General features: G+C 33.9%; 14 protein-coding genes. 9 read left to right on the forward strand and 5 right to left on the reverse strand.

What is annotated here, in order from left to right; all coding sequences use genetic code 11:
- Positions 1-4: 4 nt before the first annotated feature.
- Positions 5-1,009: a glycosylasparaginase gene (locus tag ASC44_RS07165; protein ID WP_055446932.1), complete on the forward strand. Its 1,005-nt coding sequence runs from the start codon at positions 5-7 to the stop codon at positions 1,007-1,009.
- A gap of 156 nt (positions 1,010-1,165) precedes the next feature.
- Here the strand turns inward: ASC44_RS07165 and cphA are convergent, their stop codons facing one another.
- Positions 1,166-3,808 (reverse strand): cyanophycin synthetase, encoded by a 2,643-nt coding sequence (cphA, locus tag ASC44_RS07170; protein WP_055447919.1) that lies wholly within the window; start codon positions 3,806-3,808, stop codon positions 1,166-1,168.
- Between the two features lie 258 nt (positions 3,809-4,066).
- On the opposite strand from cphA, the gene ASC44_RS07175 reads away from it, so the two are divergent.
- Both ASC44_RS07175 and ASC44_RS07180 read left to right on the forward strand, forming a co-directional pair.
- Positions 4,067-4,927 (forward strand): cyanophycinase, encoded by an 861-nt coding sequence (locus ASC44_RS07175; protein ID WP_055446933.1) that lies wholly within the window; start codon positions 4,067-4,069, stop codon positions 4,925-4,927.
- 462 nt (positions 4,928-5,389) lie between these two features.
- Positions 5,390-5,683 (forward strand): GIY-YIG nuclease family protein, encoded by a 294-nt coding sequence (locus ASC44_RS07180; RefSeq protein WP_055446934.1) that lies wholly within the window; start codon positions 5,390-5,392, stop codon positions 5,681-5,683.
- 654 nt (positions 5,684-6,337) lie between these two features.
- Here the strand turns inward: ASC44_RS07180 and ASC44_RS07185 are convergent.
- Positions 6,338-7,267 carry an isoaspartyl peptidase/L-asparaginase family protein gene (locus tag ASC44_RS07185; RefSeq protein ID WP_055446935.1) on the reverse strand — a complete coding sequence of 310 codons (930 nt, stop codon included), beginning with the start codon at positions 7,265-7,267 and terminating at the stop codon, positions 6,338-6,340.
- Between the two features lie 190 nt (positions 7,268-7,457).
- Here ASC44_RS07185 and polA point away from each other — a divergent pair, with 190 nt between their 5' ends.
- The 3 genes from polA to ASC44_RS07200 all read left to right on the forward strand — a co-directional run bounded on the left by polA (position 7,458) and on the right by ASC44_RS07200 (position 14,234).
- On the forward strand, positions 7,458-10,304 hold the full coding sequence (polA, locus tag ASC44_RS07190; protein WP_055446936.1) for a DNA polymerase I: 2,847 nt from the start codon (positions 7,458-7,460) through the stop codon (positions 10,302-10,304).
- Positions 10,305-10,387: 83 nt separating this feature from the next.
- A complete protein-coding gene (locus ASC44_RS07195; protein ID WP_055446937.1) occupies positions 10,388-10,786 on the forward strand; it encodes a (deoxy)nucleoside triphosphate pyrophosphohydrolase in 399 nt (132 codons plus the stop codon).
- Positions 10,779-14,234 carry a DUF3427 domain-containing protein gene (locus ASC44_RS07200; protein WP_055446938.1) on the forward strand — a complete coding sequence of 1,152 codons (3,456 nt, stop codon included), beginning with the start codon at positions 10,779-10,781 and terminating at the stop codon, positions 14,232-14,234. Before ASC44_RS07195 ends, ASC44_RS07200 begins: the two co-directional genes overlap by 8 nt.
- Before the next feature lie 28 nt (positions 14,235-14,262).
- Here the strand turns inward: ASC44_RS07200 and ASC44_RS07205 are convergent, their stop codons facing one another.
- The 3 genes from ASC44_RS07205 to ASC44_RS07215 form a co-directional block, all read right to left on the reverse strand.
- Entirely contained in the window at positions 14,263-15,066 is an 804-nt protein-coding gene (locus ASC44_RS07205) for a hypothetical protein (RefSeq protein ID WP_055446939.1), read from the reverse strand.
- A 120-nt stretch (positions 15,067-15,186) separates the two neighbouring features.
- A complete protein-coding gene (locus ASC44_RS07210) occupies positions 15,187-16,254 on the reverse strand; it encodes a methyltransferase (RefSeq protein ID WP_055446940.1) in 1,068 nt (355 codons plus the stop codon).
- Between the two features lie 82 nt (positions 16,255-16,336).
- A complete protein-coding gene (locus tag ASC44_RS07215) occupies positions 16,337-18,298 on the reverse strand; it encodes a YgiQ family radical SAM protein (protein WP_055446941.1) in 1,962 nt (653 codons plus the stop codon).
- Positions 18,299-18,505: 207 nt separating this feature from the next.
- Here ASC44_RS07215 and ASC44_RS07220 point away from each other — a divergent pair, with 207 nt between their 5' ends.
- The 3 genes from ASC44_RS07220 (at position 18,506) to rpsI (ending at position 20,512) form a co-directional block, all read left to right on the forward strand.
- Complete coding sequence (locus ASC44_RS07220; RefSeq protein ID WP_055446942.1) at positions 18,506-19,417, forward strand: transporter; 912 nt, start codon at positions 18,506-18,508, stop codon at positions 19,415-19,417.
- Positions 19,418-19,670: 253 nt separating this feature from the next.
- Positions 19,671-20,126 (forward strand): 50S ribosomal protein L13, encoded by a 456-nt coding sequence (gene rplM, locus ASC44_RS07225; protein ID WP_055446943.1) that lies wholly within the window; start codon positions 19,671-19,673, stop codon positions 20,124-20,126.
- Positions 20,126-20,512, forward strand: a complete 387-nt coding sequence (gene rpsI / locus ASC44_RS07230) for a 30S ribosomal protein S9 (RefSeq protein WP_055446944.1) — start codon at positions 20,126-20,128, stop codon at positions 20,510-20,512. The genes rplM and rpsI overlap by 1 nt, the downstream gene beginning before the upstream one ends.
- Positions 20,513-20,534 lie beyond the last annotated feature (22 nt).

Genomic DNA, 20,534 nt, shown 5'->3' on the forward strand with positions numbered 1-20,534 from the left:
TTCTATGAACAGAAGAAAATTCCTAAAAAACGCAACTTTATCTACTGCTGGCTTAGCCGTTGGAAGCACATTAATTAGCTGTGTCGAAGATTCTAAAGTAGAAAAACCAATCAGTATAATAAAAACACCAGCCTCACTCCCATTAGTTATTGCAACTTGGAATGTTAAAAATGCCACCGAAGCTGCTTATAAAGTTTTAGAAAAAGGAGGAAACGCCTTAGACGCTGTCGAAGCGGGTTGTCGAATTGAAGAAGCTAACGAAAAAGATCAATCTGTTGGAAAAGGAGGCTTACCAGACAGAGATGGAAACGTGACTTTAGATGCTTGTATTATGGATAAAAACGGAAACTGTGGCTCTGTAGTTTATCTTCAAAATGTAACACACGCAATCTCTGTTGCACGAAGTGTTATGGAAAACACACCACATGTTATGCTAGCTGGAAAAGGAGCCGAAGATTACGCTTACTCCATTGGTTTAAAAAAAGAAAACCTATTAACCGAAGCTTCAAAAAAAGCTTGGGAAACATGGAAAGTAGAAGCAAAATACAAACCAATTATTAATATAGAAAACCACGATACTATTGGTATGATTGCTATCGATAAAAATGGTGATATATCTGGCGCTTGTACAACAAGCGGATTAGCCTATAAAATGGGAGGACGCGTTGGCGATTCTCCAATTATTGGAGCTGGACTATTTATCGATAACGAAGTTGGTGGTTGCGTAGCTACAGGACTTGGAGAAGAAGTTGTAAAAACTGTTGGCAGCTTTTTGGTTGTAGAACTTATGCGACAAGGTAAAACACCTCAAGAAGCTTGCGAAGAAGCTATTGCCAGAATAGTAAACAAACCAAATAGCAACTTTAAAAATTTTCAAGTTGGTTATGTCGCTGTTAACAAACAAGGTGAAACTGGTAGTTATGGCATTCACCAATGGTTTAGCACGACCAAATATCAAGATGGTGTGAATGAAAATATTCAATCTGAATTTATGGTAAAGGCTGTTTAATTAATCGTCTTTAAATAGAGGAAAGAAGAATAAGTCTAAAACTCAAATTATCATAGTTCAAGTTGAAAAATAAAAAGCCGAAACTTACGTTTCGGCTTTCATATATAGTAAATTAAAACATATCGACTGCGCTCAATGCGACAGCCAACATTTTAATTAATCAGCAAAATTTAATTCTCCTTTAGCCTCTTGTTCTTTAAATTTTTGAACCAATTCTAAAGCATCAGGAATAACATCACTACATAAAATAATTAAAGAACCTTTAACTGCGTTTTTAACAGCATGTGTTATCGCTTCTTTTTCCGATGGAATAATGGTTGTCTTCTTACTTGGGTCCTTCATTTTAATACCATCATTTAGCATTTTAATGAGTTCCTCTTCTGTTTTTCCGCGTAAGCGTTTATCTTGTCTAATAATAATTTCATCAAACATTTCGGCAGCAATACTACCCATTTCGTTATTATCCTCTACTCTTCTATCTCCAATTCCGGCTATAATACCCACTTTTACAGTTGCATCTAATTCTTCAACAAAATTTTGAAGCGCTCGCATTCCTGCAGGATTATGTGCATAATCTAAAAGAATAGTAAAGTTCTCGAATTCGAACATATTTAAACGTCCTGGCGTTTGCGATGCCGAAGGAATAAAAGTTTCTAAACCAGCTTTCATATCTTCAATGCTTATGCCTTGAACGTGAGCAGCAAGTACAGCAGCCAATACATTCTGAATCATAAACTTGGCTTTCCCTCCATAGGTTAATGGAATGCTTTCGGCTTTCATTAAGCGCATTTTCCACTCGCCTCTACAAATGGTTACCCATCCGTTTTCGTACACAGCAGTAATACCATTTAAGCGTTGCATTGCTTGTATTCTTGGATTATTCTCATCCATAGAAAATAGGGCAACATTACAATCTACATTACGTCGCATATCGTAAACCAAATCATCATCTGCATTTAAAATAGCATAACCATCTGGTAGAACAGTTTCTGGAACTACAGCTTTTACTTTCGCTAATTGTTCTATAGTATGAATTCCTTTTAAACCTAAATGATCTGCAGCTACATTTGTAACCACGGCAACATCACATTTTTTAAAACCTAATCCAGCACGTAATAATCCACCTCTTGCACATTCTAAAACCGCAAAATTTACGGTAGGATCTTTTAGAACAAACTCTGCACTTGCAGGACCAGTACAATCACCTGTCATTAACAATCTATTTTGAATATAAACACCATCGCTAGTAGTATAACCAACGCGATAACCATTCATTTTTGCAATATGTGCAATTAAACGTGTCGTCGTTGTTTTTCCGTTGGTACCAGACGTTGCAATAATAGGAATACGTCCTGTTTCTCCTTTTGTTGGAAACAACTTATCGATTACAGGAGCAGCAACATTTCTTGGCAATCCAGACGTTGGTGCTAAGTGCATTCTAAAACCTGGTCCAGCATTTACTTCTAAAACAGCACCTCCAGTTTCGGAAAGTGGTTTAGAAATATCTGTGGTCATAATATCAATTCCGCAGATATCTAAATCTATAATTTTAGAAATACGCTCTGCCATACTAACATTTGCAGGATGTATAATATCTGTAATATCTTCGGCTGTTCCACCTGTACTTAAATTTGCAGTGTCTTTTAATATCAGTCTTTCATCTTTAGCAATAACCGATTCTAAAGTATAACCTGCCTCTTTTATTATATTTAACGTTAGTTCGTTTGTAGTGATCTTTGTAAGCACATTTTCATGTCCAAAACCACGACGTGTATCGCTATTTACTATATCTATTAATTCTTGAACCGTAGATTCTCCATCTCCAATAACATGTGCAGGCGTTCTAATAGCTCCTGCAACTAATCTATTATTAATAACTAAAAGTCTATAATCTTGTCCTACAATAAATTTTTCTACTATAATTGCGCCACTTCTTGAACTCTCTTTTGCATGATGAAAAGCCACTAAAGCATCCTCGTAATTTTGTATATCTACAGTAATACCTCTACCATGATTTCCATCTACTGGCTTAATTACCAAAGGATAACCAACATAGTTACAAGCCTCTTCAAGACTGCGTTCTCGTCTAATAATATCTCCTCTTGGCACCTCAACCTCAGCCTGTTCTAAAAGATATTTTGTATCCTCTTTGTCGCATGCTATTTCTACACCAATACTGCTGGTTTCGCTAGTAACAGTCGCTTGAATACGTTTTTGGTTTGCACCATAACCTAATTGGCATAACGAGTATTTATTTAAACGAATCCAAGGAATACCACGTGCTTCGGCTTCTGCAATAATAGAACCTGTACTTGGTCCTAAACGCGAGCTCTCTCTTAATTCGCGCATTTCCTGAATATCTTCTTCTAAATTATAGTCTTCTCCAATAATAAGTGCTTCACAAATTCTAACAGCAGATTTTGCCGCAAAACGACCAACATTTTCCTCCATATAAGAGAATACCACATTGTAAACACCATCCTCTCCATAACCACGCGTTCTACCAAAACCAGTATCCATTCCTGCAAGTGTTTGGATTTCTAATGCAATATGCTCTATTACATGTCCCATCCAAGTCCCTTCGTCTACACGCATAAAAAAACCACCTTCGCAACCTTCAGAACAACGATGAGAAAACATAGTTGGAAATAGTGCTTTTAACCGTTCCGGAAAACCATCAATTTTATTAGACGGTTTCTCTTCCATATCTTCTAAATCTAAAACCATGACAATTAGTTTATGTCTTCTAACAGACCAATAATTTGGTCCTCTCATGGCATTTATCTCGCGTATATTCATATTTTTAGGTTTCGTTAGTTCGTGAGTCTTTTTATAGTTCTTAAAACATGGGTAAAATTCATCCATATTTTGTTCATTTCCCTAGCCTTAAATAGGCCGAATTCTTTACAAAAAATTCATATAAATTAATTTTTCTCATTTATGCTTAAACACAAAAAAAGAAAGAAGAATTCAATGGAAAGATTATAAATATATGCAATTTTCTCTAAAAAATTTAGTTTATTTTTGCCACATACAAATTATTGCAATCCCAGATTTATGTTGAAGAATAAAGGAACACTAATTCCTATTGGTGGAAATGAAGATAAAGGAATAGAAGAAAACGAACAATACACTTTAGAGTTCATTTCCGAAGGCATTCTGTTTCACGTAGTTAGAGAATCAGGTGGAATAGATGCAAATATTGTAGTTATTCCTACAGCATCAAGTATCCCTGTAGAAGTAGGCGAAAATTATTTAGAAGCTTTTTCTACTTTAGGTTGCACAAATGTTACTGTTTTAGATATTAGAAGTAAGGAAGATTCTAATAAACAAGAATCTATAGACTTAATAAAAGCAGCCAATTGCGTTATGTTTTCTGGTGGAGATCAATCTAAGATTACCGATAAAATTGGCGGTACCGAAATTCACGAGATTATAAAAAAGCGTTATAAAACCGAAAAAGGTTTTGTTGTCGCAGGTACAAGTGCTGGAGCCATGATGATGTCTAACGAAATGATTGCTGGCGGAAGCGCAACAGAATCGTTTATAAAAGGCGCAGTTACTATGTACAAAGGCCTAAGTTTAGTCCCTGGTTTAATTATAGACACACACTTTATAAAACGTGGTCGTTTTGGTCGCGTATCCGAAGCTGTAGCGCAATTTCCAAAACTAATTGGAATTGGTTTAGCCGAAGACACTGGTATGATTATTAAAAACAGCAAATGTCGCGTCATCGGTTCTGGAATGGTAATTATTTTCGATGGTCGCCGTTTAAGACACAACAAACATTCTCTTTTAAAAGAAGGCACACCAATGTCTTTAACCGGAATGCGAACTCACATTTTATCTAATGGAGATTATTTCCATATAGACAAGAAAAAAGTAAAAGTATTGGCTATCGAAGCTCCCTTTATATAGAAATCATTGCGAGAACGCAGGACGTAGCAATCTCATGAATTAAAGTTTGGTTTTTTTTAGGGCGTTACCTAAAGGTCTGGCTGTACACTATATCTTTTTTTAAGAAAAAAGGATGCCGTTTCCATCCTTAACGCAGAAGTACAATACGTAACTATTTATTTAGACGGTTCTCGATACAATTTCGATAAAAAAAATCGATATCACTCGAACTGACAACAACTTTCAATTTAGCACCCAACTGTCACTTCGAGTGATTTGTGAGGAACGAGCAAATTGTATCGAGAAGCTTTTAGCTAATAACACAAATTATTTTCAAAATAGTTCTCGATAAAATACTCCTATCGTCGCATCACTCGAACTGACAACTACTTTCAATTTAGCACCCAACTGTCACTTCGAGTGATTTGTGAAGCATGAACAAATTGTATCGAGAAGCTAAATCATTTTTAGTTACCTTTAGATATGAAAACTTACTACGTTTACATATTAGAATGCTCCGACAAAAGCTATTACACTGGCTTCACTTCAAGACTCCACTCAAGAGTTATAGAGCATCAAACAGGCAAATATCCAGATTGTTATACCTATAAAAGAAGACCAATTAATTTAGTTTTTCATGCTGAATTTACAGATCCAAATCATGCTATCGATTCAGAGAAACAAATTAAAAAATGGTCAAGAAAAAAGAAAGAAGCTCTCATAAATAATGAGTTTGAGAAGTTGCCTAACCTTTCAAAAAAGAAATTTAAAGAGTGATAGGTTCTCGATACAAAATTGCAGAAAAAGCAATTTCACTCGAACTGACAACAAACTTTCAATTTAGCACCCAACTGTCACTTCGAGTGATTTGTGAAGCATGAACAAATTGTATCGAGAAGCTTTCAACTAATAATACAAACTGTTTTTAAAAGAGTTCTCGATACAGTGCTCCTATCGTCGCATCACTCGAACTGACAACAACTTTCAATTTAGAACCCAACTGTCACTTCGAGTGATTTGTGAAGCATGAGCAAATTGTATCGAGAAGCTTTTAACGAATAACACAATTTCTTTTCAAAATAGTTCTCGATACAATTTCGATGAAAAATCGAAATCACTCGAACTGACAACAACTCACAATTTAGCACCCAACTGTCACTTCGAGTGATTTGTGAAGCATGAACAAATTGTATCGAGAAGCCTTCAACTAATAACACAAATTGTTTTCAAAATAGTTCTCGATACAATTTCAATAAAAAATCGAAATCACTCGAACTGACAGCAACTTACAATTTAGCACCCAACTGTCACTTCGAGTGATTTGTGAAGCATGAGCAAATTGTATCGAGAAGCTTTTAACTAATAACACAAATAGTTCTCAATATAATGCTCCTATCGTCGCATCACTCGAACTGACAATCAATTATATTACTATTTATAAATAGAAACTTCCTCAACACCAGTAGAAGATTTACTAGCACGATACATACCTTCTGTATTAAAAGGCATTGCAATGTTTCCTTTGGTATCTACAGCAATTAAACCACCATCACCTTTAATTTCAAGAATACGTTTGTTTATAACTTCGTTAGCAGCATCTTCAAGAGACATCTCTTTGTGTTCTATTAAACAAGCCACATCGTAAGCTACAACACCACGAATAAAAAACTCACCACTTCCTGTACAAGAAATAGCACAGGTTTTATTGTTAGCGTAATTTCCGGCTCCAATCATTGGGCTATCACCTACGCGTCCCCATTTTTTATTAGTCATTCCTCCTGTTGATGTTGCTGCAGCAATGTTACCATCTTTATCGCAAGCTACTGCTCCAACGGTTCCAAATTTAGAATCCTTTTTTGTAGCATGATCTAACTGAAAACTATCTGTATCCTTGATCTCTAACCATTGGTTATGTCTTAATTCATCGTAGAAATACGATTCATTTTCAAGCTTGTAATCTAACTGTTTAGCAAACTGCATTGCACCTTCACCAGCGAGAAAAACATGCTCGCTTTTTTCCATAACATCACGCGCTAAACTCACCGGATTTTTAATTCCAGTAATTAAACTCACAGCTCCTGCGTTTAATGTTTTACCATCCATTATAGACGCATCCATTTCATGAGATTCGGTTGCAGTAAATACAGATCCTTTTCCTGCGTTAAACAATGGAGAATCCTCTAAAATAATCACTGCTTTTTCAACAGCTTCTGTAGAAGTTCCATTATTTTCTAGTACTTTATATCCTTCATTTAATGCCAACTGTAAAGCCGCTTTATATTTAGCTTCCAATTCTGGTGTCATCATTCCTTTTACTAAAGTTCCTGCTCCACCATGTATGGCAATCGAAAATGTATTCATCTGTAAAATTATTTTCAGCAAAAATACGTTGAGATTTTTTAATAACTTTATTAAAAATGAGGTTCTTTAATTTTTAAAGAAATTGTAATTTGCAGATTGCAATTTCAATTAGACTTTTTGTTAGATAGAATTAAAAGACTCTTCGACTGCGCTCAAAGTGACATCACCTTTCAAATTTAAAACAATTACAATGTCAGATAACAAACGCGTCTTTTTAGTTGATGCTTTCGCATTAATTTTCCGTGGCTACTATGCCTTTATAAAAAATCCAAGAATAAACTCTAAAGGAGAAGATACCTCAGCAATTATGGGTTTTATGAACTCATTATTAGACGTTATTAAACGTGAAAGACCAGACCATTTAGCCGTTTGTTTCGATAAAGGCGGAAGTGCAGACAGAGTAGAGCTATTCGAAGCCTACAAAGCCAACAGAGACGAAACACCCGAAGGTATTAAAACAGCAATACCTTATATCATGGACATTTTAAAAGCCATGCATATTCCTATTGTAGTAAAAGCAGGTTTCGAAGCCGATGATATTATTGGAACCTTAGCAAAACAAGCCGAGAAAGAAGGTTACCAAACGTTTATGGTCACACCAGATAAAGATTTTGCGCAGTTAGTAAGCGAAAACATATTTATGTACAGACCAATGTTTGGTGGTGGTTACGAAACTTGGGGCATACCAGAAGTACAAAAGAAATTTGCAGTTACCGATCCTTTACAAGTCATTGACTTTTTAGGCATGATGGGAGACGCAAGTGATAATATCCCAGGACTTCCAGGCGTTGGCGAAAAAACAGCCAAGAAGTTTTTAGCCGCTTATGGTACTATGGAAAATCTTTTTGCCAATACGCATGAGCTGAAAGGTAAAATGAAAGAAAAAATAGAAGCCAATCAAGAATTAGGTTTACTATCTAAAAAACTAGCTACTATTATGCTAGATGTTCCTGTGACTTTTGATGCTAAAGACTATGAAATGTCTGAACCAGATATTCCAAAAGTGACTGAGATTTTTCAGGAATTAGAGTTTAGAAGGCTGATAGATAATTTTAATAAAACATTTACCTCTGGTGCTCCTGCAACTGCAACAGCAGACACTTCAGCTAAAAAAGAAGTAAAAGTAACACCTAAAGAAGCCGAAAGTGCTGGCGCAGGACAATTTAACTTGTTTGGAGGCGAGAGTCCTTCCGCGGAAGCGACAACAGAAAACGCTTCGGCAAGAAAAACCATTGCAACCTACGCTCACTTCTACCAAAGTGTAGCACCAGGCATGGGAACCAAACTGTTTATTAAAAACTTAATGAACCAAACGTCTGTGTGTTTCGATACGGAAACTACAGGTTTAAATCCATTAACCGCAGAGTTGGTTGGTATTGCCTTTTCATGGGAAGTTGGTAAAGGTTTCTATTTACCATTTCCAGAAGACAAAGAAGAAGCACAGGCTATTATCGAAGAATTACGATGTTTTTTCGAAGCAGAAAACATTCAGAAAATTGGTCAGAATTTAAAATACGATATTAAAGTATTAGCAAAATATAACGTGCAAGTAAAAGGACAACTGTTCGATACCATGTTAGCGCATTATTTAATAAATCCAGACATGCGCCATAATATGGATATATTGGCAGAAACCTACTTAAACTACACACCAGTACCTATTGTAGATTTAATTGGTAAAAAAGGAAAGAATCAATTGTCTATGCGCGATGTTCCGTTAGAGAAACAAACCGAATATGCGGTTGAAGATTCGGACATTACCTTACAACTAAAAGAGCATTTTGAAAAAGAATTAGGCGAAGCCAATACTAAAAAACTGTTTACAGACATCGAAGTGCCTTTAGTACGCGTACTAGCGGCTATGGAATTAGAAGGTATTAATTTAGATGTGCCTTTTTTAAACGCTTTAGCGGAAGACCTAAACAAAGACATCGACTCTTTAGTTGCCAAAATTTACGCGGTTGCTGGCGAAGAATTTAATATCGCGTCACCAAAACAATTAGGAATCATCCTTTTCGAAAAACTAAAGCTTGTAGACAAACCTAAAAAGACCAAAACCGGACAATATAAAACAGGCGAAGATATATTATCCGCCTTAGCCAAAGAGCACGAAATTATTAGAGATATTTTAGAATATCGTGGCTTAGCAAAACTAAAAAGCACGTATGTGGACGCTTTACCATTACAAGTAGAACCTTCTACAGGTCGTGTACACACAGATTATATGCAAACTGTTGCTGCTACTGGTCGTTTAAGTAGTAACAATCCTAACCTGCAAAACATTCCTATTCGTACAGAACGTGGTCGTCAAGTGCGTAAAGCCTTTATTCCGCGTAGTGACGACTATACTTTATTAGCTGCCGATTACAGTCAAATAGAACTGCGTATTATTGCAGCTTTAAGTGAAGAGGAAACCATGATTGAAGCCTTTAAAAATGGTGAAGATATTCATGCTTCTACCGCTGCAAAAGTATTTAATGTGCCTTTAGACGAAGTCACTCGAGAGCAACGTAGTAATGCCAAAACCGTAAACTTTGGGATTGTGTATGGTGTGTCTGCTTTTGGATTAAGTAACCAAACCGATTTATCGCGTGGTGAAGCCAAAGAGCTTATTGATACTTATTACGAAACTTACCCAAAACTGAAACAATACATGAGCGAACAAGTCGATTTTGCACGCGATAATGGTTATGTAAAAACGGTTTTAGATAGAAGGCGTTATCTTAAAGATATTAATAGTGCTAACGCTATTGTGCGTGGTGCTGCAGAGCGTAATGCGGTAAATGCACCTATACAAGGTTCTGCTGCCGATATTATTAAAATTGCCATGATTAATATTTATAATAAATTAGAAGCTGGTAATTATAAAACTAAAATGCTACTGCAAGTGCATGATGAATTGGTTTTTGATGTTTATAAGCCTGAATTGGAAGAAATGAAAACATTGATTAAAACGGAAATGGAGAGTGCTTTTGTAATGGAAGTTCCTTTGGATGTGGAAATGGATATTGGTTTGAATTGGCTGGAGGCTCATTAATCTTTTTTAAAGAAAAGTAAGTACGGAAAACCGTAATACAATTTAGGAATCGTCTTTTATATTTGAATTGAAAAGTATTTTGAATGAAAAAAATTGAAGTTGTCGCAGCAATAATATATTTTGAAAATGAAATTTTCTGTGTTCAAAGACCAGTAAACAAACTAAGTTATATCTCAGAAAAATTCGAATTTCCTGGTGGAAAAATTGAAAAAGGAGAATCAAAAGAAGAAGCTTTAAAAAGAGAACTTATTGAGGAATTAGATTTTACTCCAACAAAAATTGAAAGTTTATTTCTTACTGTCGTACATAAATATCCTGATTTTGAATTAACAATGCATAGTTTTAAATGTCATTCTGAAACTAAAAACATTCAATTAAACGAACATATTTATTCTCAATGGTTAACAATAAAAGACATTGATAAATTAGATTGGGCTGAAGCTGATATTCCAATAGTTAACAGATTAATTGAAAATGAATAAAGCTTTTAATGATAATTTTAAAGAGAGTATACTAACAGGATTTATTGATAAATCTTTAGATTCTGATGCATTATATCAACCTGAATTACTTGTAAACAGAAAAATTCCAAGGAAGAAAGTTCTATCTACGATTATTAAAGAACTAGAAAATTGCGAAAGCTTTTATATATCTGTTGCATTTGTTACAACAAGCGGAGTAGCAACGTTAATAAATACTTTTAAAAACTTAGAAGAAAAAGGTGTTAAAGGAAAAATACTTGTTTCTCAATATTTAAACTTTACACAACCTGAAGCTTTAAAAAGACTGTGTCAATTTAAAAACATAGAGCTAAAAATAATAACTAAAGAAAACTCGCATTCGAAAGGTTACATTTTTAAACATTCTGGATATTATAATTTAGTTATTGGGAGTAGTAATTTAACCTCATCTGCACTATCCACAAATAAAGAGTGGAACATGAAAGTTTCCGCAAGAAACTCAAGTTCAATAGTAGATAAAGTAATAACTGAATTTCAAGAGGATTTTGAAATAGGTGAAACTGTAAATGAAACTTATATTGAAAAATATGAAGCTATTTATAAAAAACAATTTCTAGTTTATAAAAAGAGTGAAGAAGAATTATCTAAAGGGCTCAATTTAGAAATAACTCCAAACTCTATGCAAACTGATGCATTAGAGAACTTAAAAAACTTAAGAAAAGAAAATAATAAAGCGCTTATAATCTCTGCAACCGGAACAGGTAAAACATACCTAGCTGCTTTTGATGCCAAAGCTTTTAATCCTAAAAAACTTCTATTTGTTGTACACCGATTAAACATTGCCAAGAAAGCCATGGAGACTTTTAAAACTATTTTTGGAAAGTCTAAAACAATGGGATTGTACTCCGGAAATCAAAGAGAATTAGATAAAGACTTTGTATTTTCAACTGTTCAAACAATTTCAAAATCAAATCATTTAGAACAATTTGACAAAGATTTCTTCGACTATATCATTATCGATGAATCCCATCGTTCCGGAGCTGATTCATATATTAGATTAATAGATTATTTCAACCCAAGGTTTCTTCTTGGTATGACTGCAACACCTGACAGAACAGACGACAAAGACATTTATAGTTTGTTTGACCACAATATAGCTTATGAGATTAGATTGAATAAAGCAATGGAAGAGAATATGCTTATTCCATTTCATTATTATGGCGTAACAGACTTATCAGTTAATAACGAAATACTTGAAAATGAATCTGACTTCAGACTTTTAACAGCTGAAGAGAGAGTCCATAAAATTATTTCTAAAATTGAGTTTTATGGTTCGGACAACGGAATTACACGAGGTTTAATTTTTTGTTCTAAAAAAATTGAAGCCAAAGAATTATCCGATAAATTTAACCTAAGAGGATATAAAACTAAAGCCTTAACTGGAGATAGTTCAGAAGAGGAAAGAACAAAAGCCATAGAGCTATTAGAAAGTGACGATTTATCAATCAAATTAGATTACATTTTCACTGTTGATATTTTTAATGAAGGAATTGATATACCAAAAATCAATCAAGTCATTATGATTCGCCCAACCCAATCGGCAATAATATTCATTCAGCAATTAGGACGAGGATTAAGAAAAACAGACAACAAGTACTACTTAACTATCATTGATTTTATTGGTAATTATAAAAACAATTATTTAATACCAATCGCTTTATATGGTGACACTTCTTTCAATAAAGATAAAATACGAAAGTTAATTTCAGAAGGCAGCAGTATGATTCCAGGTGAATCAACTATTAATTTTGATGAAATCACTAAAGAAAGAATATATGCTTCAATTGATTCTGCAAAGATGCAATTGCTAACGGATTTAAAAATAGACTACAATAATTTAAAAAGTAGAATCGGGCGTATTCCAATGATGATGGATTTTGTGAAAAATGATTCTAGAGACCCTTATTTATATGTTAATCACTCAAAGTCGTACTACAATTTTTTAAATAGAACCGAAAATAATTTTACCGCAGTTTTAAGCATAAAGCAAATAAAATTATTAGAATTATTTTCAAAAGAAATAAATAATTCTAAACGAATAGAAGAGTCTGTCATACTAAAAGAAACGATTATTTCTGGAAGTTTTAATATCGAAAAACTAAAAGCCAAAATCAAAGAAAAGTATAATTATAACATATCAAAAGAAACTATTTCTTCTTGTGTTTCAAATATCAATTTTGAATTCGTAAGAGAGAAAAAACAAGGAAAACTGGTACCTGTTAGAGATATTTATAATTTGAACATTCTCAAATTAGAAAATGATATATTCTCATTGGAAAATGAATTTAAAACACTTTTAAATGATTCTAGTTTTAAAGAATTTTTACTAGACACAATAGAATATTCTCTTTATAATTTCAACAAAAACTTTGATGCCAACAAATGGAATGATGGATTTCATTTATATAGAAAGTATTCAAGAAAAGATGTTTTTAGGATTTTAAATTTTTCCGAAAATCCAGTTGCTCAAAATGTTGGCGGCTACTTAGTAAGTCCAGACAATAAATATTGCCCAATATTTGTAAATTATCATAAAGAAGAAGATATCTCTGAATCTACTAAATATGAAGACGAATTCGTAAATCAAAAAGAGTTTGATTGGATGTCGAAATCGAATAGAAAAATAGACAGTAAAGATGTTCAATCTATTCTAGGAAATAATGGTGAAATTCGCCTTCCTCTATTTATTAAAAAAAACAACGACGAAGGAACTGATTTCTATTATATGGGAGATATTAACCCACAAAAAACTAATGTTGAACAAACAAAAATGAATAGTGATAGTGGAAAAAAAGTTTCCGTAGTCAAAATTCGTTTTGATTTAGAAAATCCAGTTTCTGACTCCATGTATCAATATTTAGAGGAAAATCCAGGTTCAAAAATTAATAAATCAGTTATTACAAAGCTAACAGAAAACAATGCTATTCAACTTGAAATGGATATTCCAGAAACAATAATAGAATCTAATCACACGATTCCATTATACAATTTTCATGCAGCAGCAGGTAATTTTAGCGAAATGCAAGATGAAAAAGAATACAACCTAATTCCTGTACAAGAAAGATATGCAACAGATGATTATTTCGCATGTAGAGTAATAGGCGAGTCAATGAATAAGACTATTCCAAATAACTCCATATGTATATTCAAAAAAAATGTAACAGGCTCTCGTAGTGGGAAAATTTTATTAATAGAAAATAGAGATTACTTTGACCCTGATTTCAATTCTGCTTTTACTGTAAAAACCTATTCAAGTGAAAAAACAGTTACAGAAGAAGGTTATCAACATGATTCTATTATGCTGAAACCTAATTCCTATGATAAAAATTTTAAAAATATAATTCTTGACGAAGAGCGTGCTAAAGAAATGAGAATTATAGGTGAATTTGTAAAGGTGCTAAGCGCATAACAAGCTCTAATACTTCTGCTTGAGAGTTTTATTTCTCGACCCTAAAATACTCCATACACTTAATACCAGGATTCGTTTCACGGTTTTTAAAAGCATGCGTAAAACTGCTAAGTATTAAAATAACTGCAGCAATTACCGCTGTATACGCTACGGTAGTATTCCCATCGCTATTGGCAACATAAATAGCAATTAAAGCCCAAGCACCAACAAGTGCAAATTCGCGCATGTTACGCGTCCAGGTAATAATTAGGTTTATTCCCATGGCGATACCAATAAGTAAAACGGTCCAAACGGTTGGCGAGAGTCCAAAGCCATCCCAGTTGTATTTCACTAAAACTGCGGAGACGTTTGCTATACTAGCTACGGTAATCCAACCACTATAAATTACAAAAGGCCACCATAAAAAAAGAATAACAGAAATGGGCTCGTCTACCAATTCCATGCTGTTTTTAAGCACTATTTGTATTAATGAGACTAGTAGTATAAAAATAAAGACAGAAGACAATAGCGTGTAACCATAAATCCAGCTTACAATCCATAATATATTAGCAATACAAGACAGTAAAAACCACCAACCTGTTTTAAGCACAAAAGCATCGTCTCTTACGGTTACAAAAAGGCTACGTCCTTGGTAAATAACAAATCCTAAAACCATTAAATATATGATTCCCCAAATAGAAAACGCATAACCTGCTGGTGTAAATAAAGTGTTATACTCTTTAGACACTTCACCAATAGTGGTGTTATTTAATAAACCTGTGTTGGATAAATAGTTCATTACAATAACACAAACAAAAGCAAAAGCATTAATTATTTGAAGTCGTTTTTTCATAGCATTAAAAATATTGAATTAAAATGTAATCAAAATTATCTACATAAAAAACTAAAAGTCTCTGCTACTTTATTTTTTTAGCACTAGCCTGTGCTTAATTAAAAATGAACAACTTTAGGTTTAAGCATTAACCAATTCCCAAAGCTCCACTTCTTCTTCAGCACGCCAATTTTGATCACGCTTTGTTTTATCTGAAGCCAGTTTTACTTTTCGTGTTAAGCAGTTTTCTAATTTAAAACGACCACCTTCAGCCAATTCCTTTTTAATAGGATGTTCACTTTCAACATCGGTAATTTCAGCCATATTAGAAAATATAACAACAAGCTTTCCTTCTGGTAGTAATCGTTTTTTAGCTTCCGCAAAAAACTCAGGAAACAAGGTCTCGTTATAATAAATAGCTTCGTCGTTTTTATCTAAATCGTGAGACGCAGGTAACCAAGGCGGATTAAAAACAATAAGTTCGGTTTGCTTTTCAAACTTACCAAAAAGAGATGCATAATCGAGTTCTATTTTACGAGACATTTTTGTATCTCCCATAGACTTCGTTAAACCAACAATAGCATTTGGATTGGTATCTGTACCAAACACTTTCTGGAAACCATGCTTTACCATTTGAAACGATAATACACCACTACCGATACCAACATCTATTGCAGATTTTTTAGGACCTTCATATCTTTTTAACCAATTATCGAACAGTATTAAATGATCGAAACGTGTTGGAAAATACACACCGTAATACGGATGAATTTTATTTCTTAACACAGGTAAAATAATGCCGTTTTTATGCCATTGCCAAGCACTATTAAGTCCTTGTACTTTAGTAAATGGTAATAAAAAGTTAGTATCCTCTGGATATAATTCTTCTAACCAACCAATAGCTGGTGCTTTTTTAACCGTTAATTTATGATCTACAATTTTTATATAAATAAGCTTCGCCAATTCTTTATAAGCCAAACGATACTCGCGCTGCTCCTGGAAAGTCTCGTTAGGATACTTACCTTGTAGATGCTTATGTAACGCTTTAAGCAAGTCTAGCCCATTACTGTAAAATTCTGTTATCATTACAGGTTTACCAGCTTCTAATCCTTTAATCGTACGATTAAGGTTTATAGAGCGATTAAACTGCACTAAAGGCTGTTCTGGTAAAAAAGGTGCTGGTTTGTTTATAATTATATCAGAAATCATAGGTATGTATGCGTTAAATTGAATTGCATAATAATGGTATTAGCAAAACGTACTATTAGATTATTTTGTTGAAATGTAGAGATTAACGTCTCTTATTTTTAGACTTAAACTTAGCTTTATTCTGCCTTTGATTAAAAGGAACATTAGGCACAGCATCGTTAAAGGTGTTTTTAGCATCACCTTTAGGTTTGTTTTTACGCCATTTATCGTCTTTATCCGGAAGTAGTACTTTTAGTAAATCTTCACGACCTAATCTATTTAGAGTCTTTTTTATCCACGCTTTATTTTCGTCTTTATACCAGAAGAAAAAACGATGTTGTTCGTCTTTCTCTTTTTGCGAAATTGGTGTATTTACTTTTTTAAGCGTGTAAGGATGGTAACCACTATAATATATTACAGTCGCCACCGTCATTGGTGTTGGTGTAAAACCTTGCACTTGCTCTAACTGAAAACCAAGATCTTTAGTTTCAGCAGCTAGGTTGGCCATATCTTCAACCTCACATGCAGGATGATTAGATATAAAGTATGGTATTAACTGAAGCTTTAATTTCTTAGCGACATTAATTTTATCGAAACGTTCTTTAAACTTATGGAAGTATTTAAAAGAAGGCTTACGCATTAACTTTAAAACAGGATCACTAGTATGCTCTGGTGCTACTTTTAGTCTCCCAGAAACGTGCTTAGTCATTACTTCTTCAGTATAAGCATCTAATTCTTTAGGATCTGCATTTTTATTAAATTCTGGCACTAACATATCATGTCTAATACCTGAACCTATAAACGATTTTTTAACTTTTGGATGCTTATCAACCGCTTGATACAATTCGGTTAATGGTTTGTGCGACGTATCTAAGTTACTACAGATTACTGGTGAAATACAAGAAGGTGCCACACACTTATCGCAAATAGACTGTACTTTACCTTTCATTTGATACATGTTGGCACTTGGTCCACCAATATCAGACAAATAGCCTTTAAAATCTGGCATATTAGCCACAGTATCTACTTCTTTTAAAATAGATTCTTGACTACGAGACGCAATAAATTTTCCTTGGTGTGCCGAAATGGTACAAAAGCTACAACCACCAAAACAACCTCTATGAATGTTAATGGAGAACTTTATCATCTCGAACGCAGGAATTGGTCCACGCTTATTATATTTTGGATGCGGTAATCTTGTATATGGTAAATCGAAAGATGCATCAATTTCGGCTTCCGTCATCGTTGGATAAGGCGGATTTATCATCAAGGTTTTATCACCTACTTTCTGAAAAATACGTCTTGCTGCCAATTTATTAGACTCCTGCTCGATTACTTTAAAGTTAGAAGCATATTTCTTCTTGTCCTTTAAACATACTTCATGCGATACAATTTCTACATCTTCCCAATTTGCATTTTTAGGTATTGCTTCGTCTTTACCTAAAAGAACAGCCGTTTGTAATACTGTGTTTATGCTACTAAAAGGCACTCCTCTTTCTAATAAACGTACAACTTCCCGTAAAGGTTGCTCACCCATACCGTAAACTAGCATATCTGCTTTAGAAGTTTCTAAAATAGAAGGCATTAATTTATCGCTCCAGAAATCGTAATGTGTTACACGACGCAACGAGGCTTCAATACCACCAATTAAAACTGGAGTATCTGGCCATTTCTCTTTTAATATCTTAGAATATACAGAAGTGGCATAATCTGGTCTAAACCCAATATCTCCATTTGGAGTATAAGCATCTTTATCTCGTTTCTTTTTATTAGCATTATAATTACTAATCATAGGATCCATGCAACCACCTGTAACACCAAAAAATAATTTTGGTTTACCAAGCTTAACAAAATCCTGAAGGTTGTCCTTTACATTAGGTTGTGGTACTATGGCAACACGCAGACCAAAACTTTCTAGCATACGACCAATAACCGCAGGCCCAAATGTTGGGTGATCTACATAAGCGTCTCCACTAAATAGGATAACATCTAGTGCTTCCCATCCACGTATTTTGACCTCTTTGTTTGTGGTAGGTAACCAATCTGATAGTTGTAATTCTCGCATATTGCTGCAAAAATAGACAAAAAATGACTCTTTATAGCTAAATATATAGAATCCTATTAATATATGTTATCCCATATAATTAAAAAACCTCGTAATAAAACTGAATTATTAATATCTAGAAATCAATCATTTAAAAAATAAAATAAAAATTAAGTTATTTATAACATTTCGAAACGACCAAGATGAAAATTAAAATAAAAAACGAAAATGAAAAACTCAATTAAAATTAGCCTAGTATTAGCTGCAATTCTTTTTACTTCTTTCTACCAAGTAAATGCTCAAGGACTTGTTGATGGTTTCTTTACTAAAAAGGGAGACGCAAATTTCTCTCTATCTTATTCCTATAGCGAATTCGACGGTTTCTATATAGGACCAGACAAGGTTGATGGCGTTCCCGCTCACAACGAAATAACACAAAACATCTACAACTTTTATGCTAATTATGGTATTACGGATAGACTTACAGCAATTGTAAACTTACCTTATATATCTGCTGAAGGAAATGGTGTTGCTGATCCTGTTAATGGAGAAACGGAACAATCTGGATTACAAGATATCAGTATTGCATTAAAATATTCTCTTTTAAAAGAAGAACTAAAAAATGCCAGCATGACTTATTTCACAGCTGTAAGCGGATCTTATGCACTTGATTACGAACCAAACGGTATTTTATCTATTGGTAACGGAGCACCTAGCGTTGATGGGAAATTAGGAATGCACTACAAAAATAACAATGGTTTCTTTGGAACTGTAGCTTTAGGGTATACAATAAGAGGAAAAGCAGACAACAATTTTAATGTAGGTAATGGTGATGATTTTGATGCACCAAATAGTGCTAATGCTTTAATTAAATTAGGTTATGCATCTAGTAAAATATATGTAGATGGTTGGTTCGATGCACAAACCTCTTCTGATAAAGGCGGAGACATAGGAAGTAGCACATTTGTTGGAAACTTTCCTGAAACTAGAGTTAACTATTCTCGTGTAGGAGCAAATGTATACGTACCATTAACAAAGGCAATTGGTTTAAATGCAGGTATAAACACAACTGTAGACGGAAGAAACCTTGGAGACTCTACAACATACACAGGAGGTCTTATTTATAGTTTAAAAAACTAAAAAAAACACATCTTTAAGTAAAAGATTAAATTTCACCTGAAAGTCCTCTTAAATCCAATTTAACATATTTGCGTTAAATATTAGGTTTAAGAGGACTTTGTTTATTCTCTAGAATCAAGTTCTATAACTAACACTCACGCATAATCTTACCACATAAAATAAACACACTTCACATTTGGTAATCAAATATATAATCGTACATTTGCAAACTCTTTTTAAGAGAGGAATGTTTAATAAATAAAATTTAAAAATTGTGGATACAATAAGCTACAAAACCATTTCAGCCAATAAAGCTACTGTCGATAAGCAGTGGGTTTTAATTGATGCTGATGGTCAAACTTTAGGGCGTATGTGCTCTCAAGTCGCAAGACTTTTAAGAGGTAAGCACAAGCCAAGCTTCACACCTCACGTTGATTGTGGAGATAACGTAATCGTTATCAATGCAGAAAAAATCATCTTAACTGGAAACAAGTGGAATGACAAATCGTACATTCGTCACACAGGTTATCCAGGTGGTCAAAGAAGTTTAACTGCTACTGAATTGTTCGGAAAAGATCCGTCAAGATTAGTAGAGAAATCTGTAAAAGGAATGTTACCTAAGAACAAATTAGGAGCAGTACTTTTCAGAAATTTAACTGTTGTTACAGGAACTAAGCACGCTCACGAAGCGCAAAAGCCTACAGTAATTAACTTAAACGAATTCAAGTAATGGAAGTATTACACAAAATTGGTCGTCGTAAAACGGCAGTTGCTCGTGTTTACCTTAAAGAAGGTAAAGGACAAATCACGATTAACAAAAAAGACATTAAAGACTACTTCGATACAGCAACGTTACAATACAAAGTAAACCAGCCGTTAGTATTAACTGACAACGCGGAGACTTTTGACATTAACGTAAATGTATTTGGTGGTGGTATTACTGGTCAAGCAGAAGCTATCCGTTTAGCAATATCTCGTGCAATGTGCGAAATAAATCCTGAACATAGATTAGTGCTTAAGCCAGAAGGTTTATTAACTAGAGATCCAAGAATGGTGGAACGTAAGAAATTCGGTCAGAAGAAAGCCCGTAAGAAATTCCAATTCTCTAAACGTTAATATTATCCTTCAACAGTATTGT

Origin of the sequence: Lacinutrix mariniflava (assembly GCF_001418015.1) — a bacterium.
In the GTDB taxonomy this organism is placed as follows: domain Bacteria; phylum Bacteroidota; class Bacteroidia; order Flavobacteriales; family Flavobacteriaceae; genus Lacinutrix; species Lacinutrix mariniflava.

What these genes read in the sequence shown, in the direction of transcription:
- ASC44_RS07175 (WP_055446933.1), top strand. Translation starts at nt 4,067, where the DNA reads ATGTTGAAGAATAAAGGAACACTAATTCCTATTGGTGGAAATGAAGAT.
- ASC44_RS07215 (WP_055446941.1), bottom strand. Translation starts at nt 18,298, where the DNA reads ATGCGAGAATTACAACTATCAGATTGGTTACCTACCACAAACAAAGAG.
- ASC44_RS07220 (WP_055446942.1), top strand. Translation starts at nt 18,506, where the DNA reads ATGAAAAACTCAATTAAAATTAGCCTAGTATTAGCTGCAATTCTTTTT.
- ASC44_RS07200 (WP_055446938.1), top strand. Translation starts at nt 10,779, where the DNA reads ATGAATAAAGCTTTTAATGATAATTTTAAAGAGAGTATACTAACAGGA.
- ASC44_RS07180 (WP_055446934.1), top strand. Translation starts at nt 5,390, where the DNA reads ATGAAAACTTACTACGTTTACATATTAGAATGCTCCGACAAAAGCTAT.
- rpsI (WP_055446944.1), top strand. Translation starts at nt 20,126, where the DNA reads ATGGAAGTATTACACAAAATTGGTCGTCGTAAAACGGCAGTTGCTCGT.
- ASC44_RS07165 (WP_055446932.1), top strand. Translation starts at nt 5, where the DNA reads ATGAACAGAAGAAAATTCCTAAAAAACGCAACTTTATCTACTGCTGGC.
- ASC44_RS07195 (WP_055446937.1), top strand. Translation starts at nt 10,388, where the DNA reads ATGAAAAAAATTGAAGTTGTCGCAGCAATAATATATTTTGAAAATGAA.
- ASC44_RS07210 (WP_055446940.1), bottom strand. Translation starts at nt 16,254, where the DNA reads ATGATTTCTGATATAATTATAAACAAACCAGCACCTTTTTTACCAGAA.
- ASC44_RS07205 (WP_055446939.1), bottom strand. Translation starts at nt 15,066, where the DNA reads ATGAAAAAACGACTTCAAATAATTAATGCTTTTGCTTTTGTTTGTGTT.
- cphA (WP_055447919.1), bottom strand. Translation starts at nt 3,808, where the DNA reads ATGAATATACGCGAGATAAATGCCATGAGAGGACCAAATTATTGGTCT.
- ASC44_RS07185 (WP_055446935.1), bottom strand. Translation starts at nt 7,267, where the DNA reads ATGAATACATTTTCGATTGCCATACATGGTGGAGCAGGAACTTTAGTA.
- polA (WP_055446936.1), top strand. Translation starts at nt 7,458, where the DNA reads ATGTCAGATAACAAACGCGTCTTTTTAGTTGATGCTTTCGCATTAATT.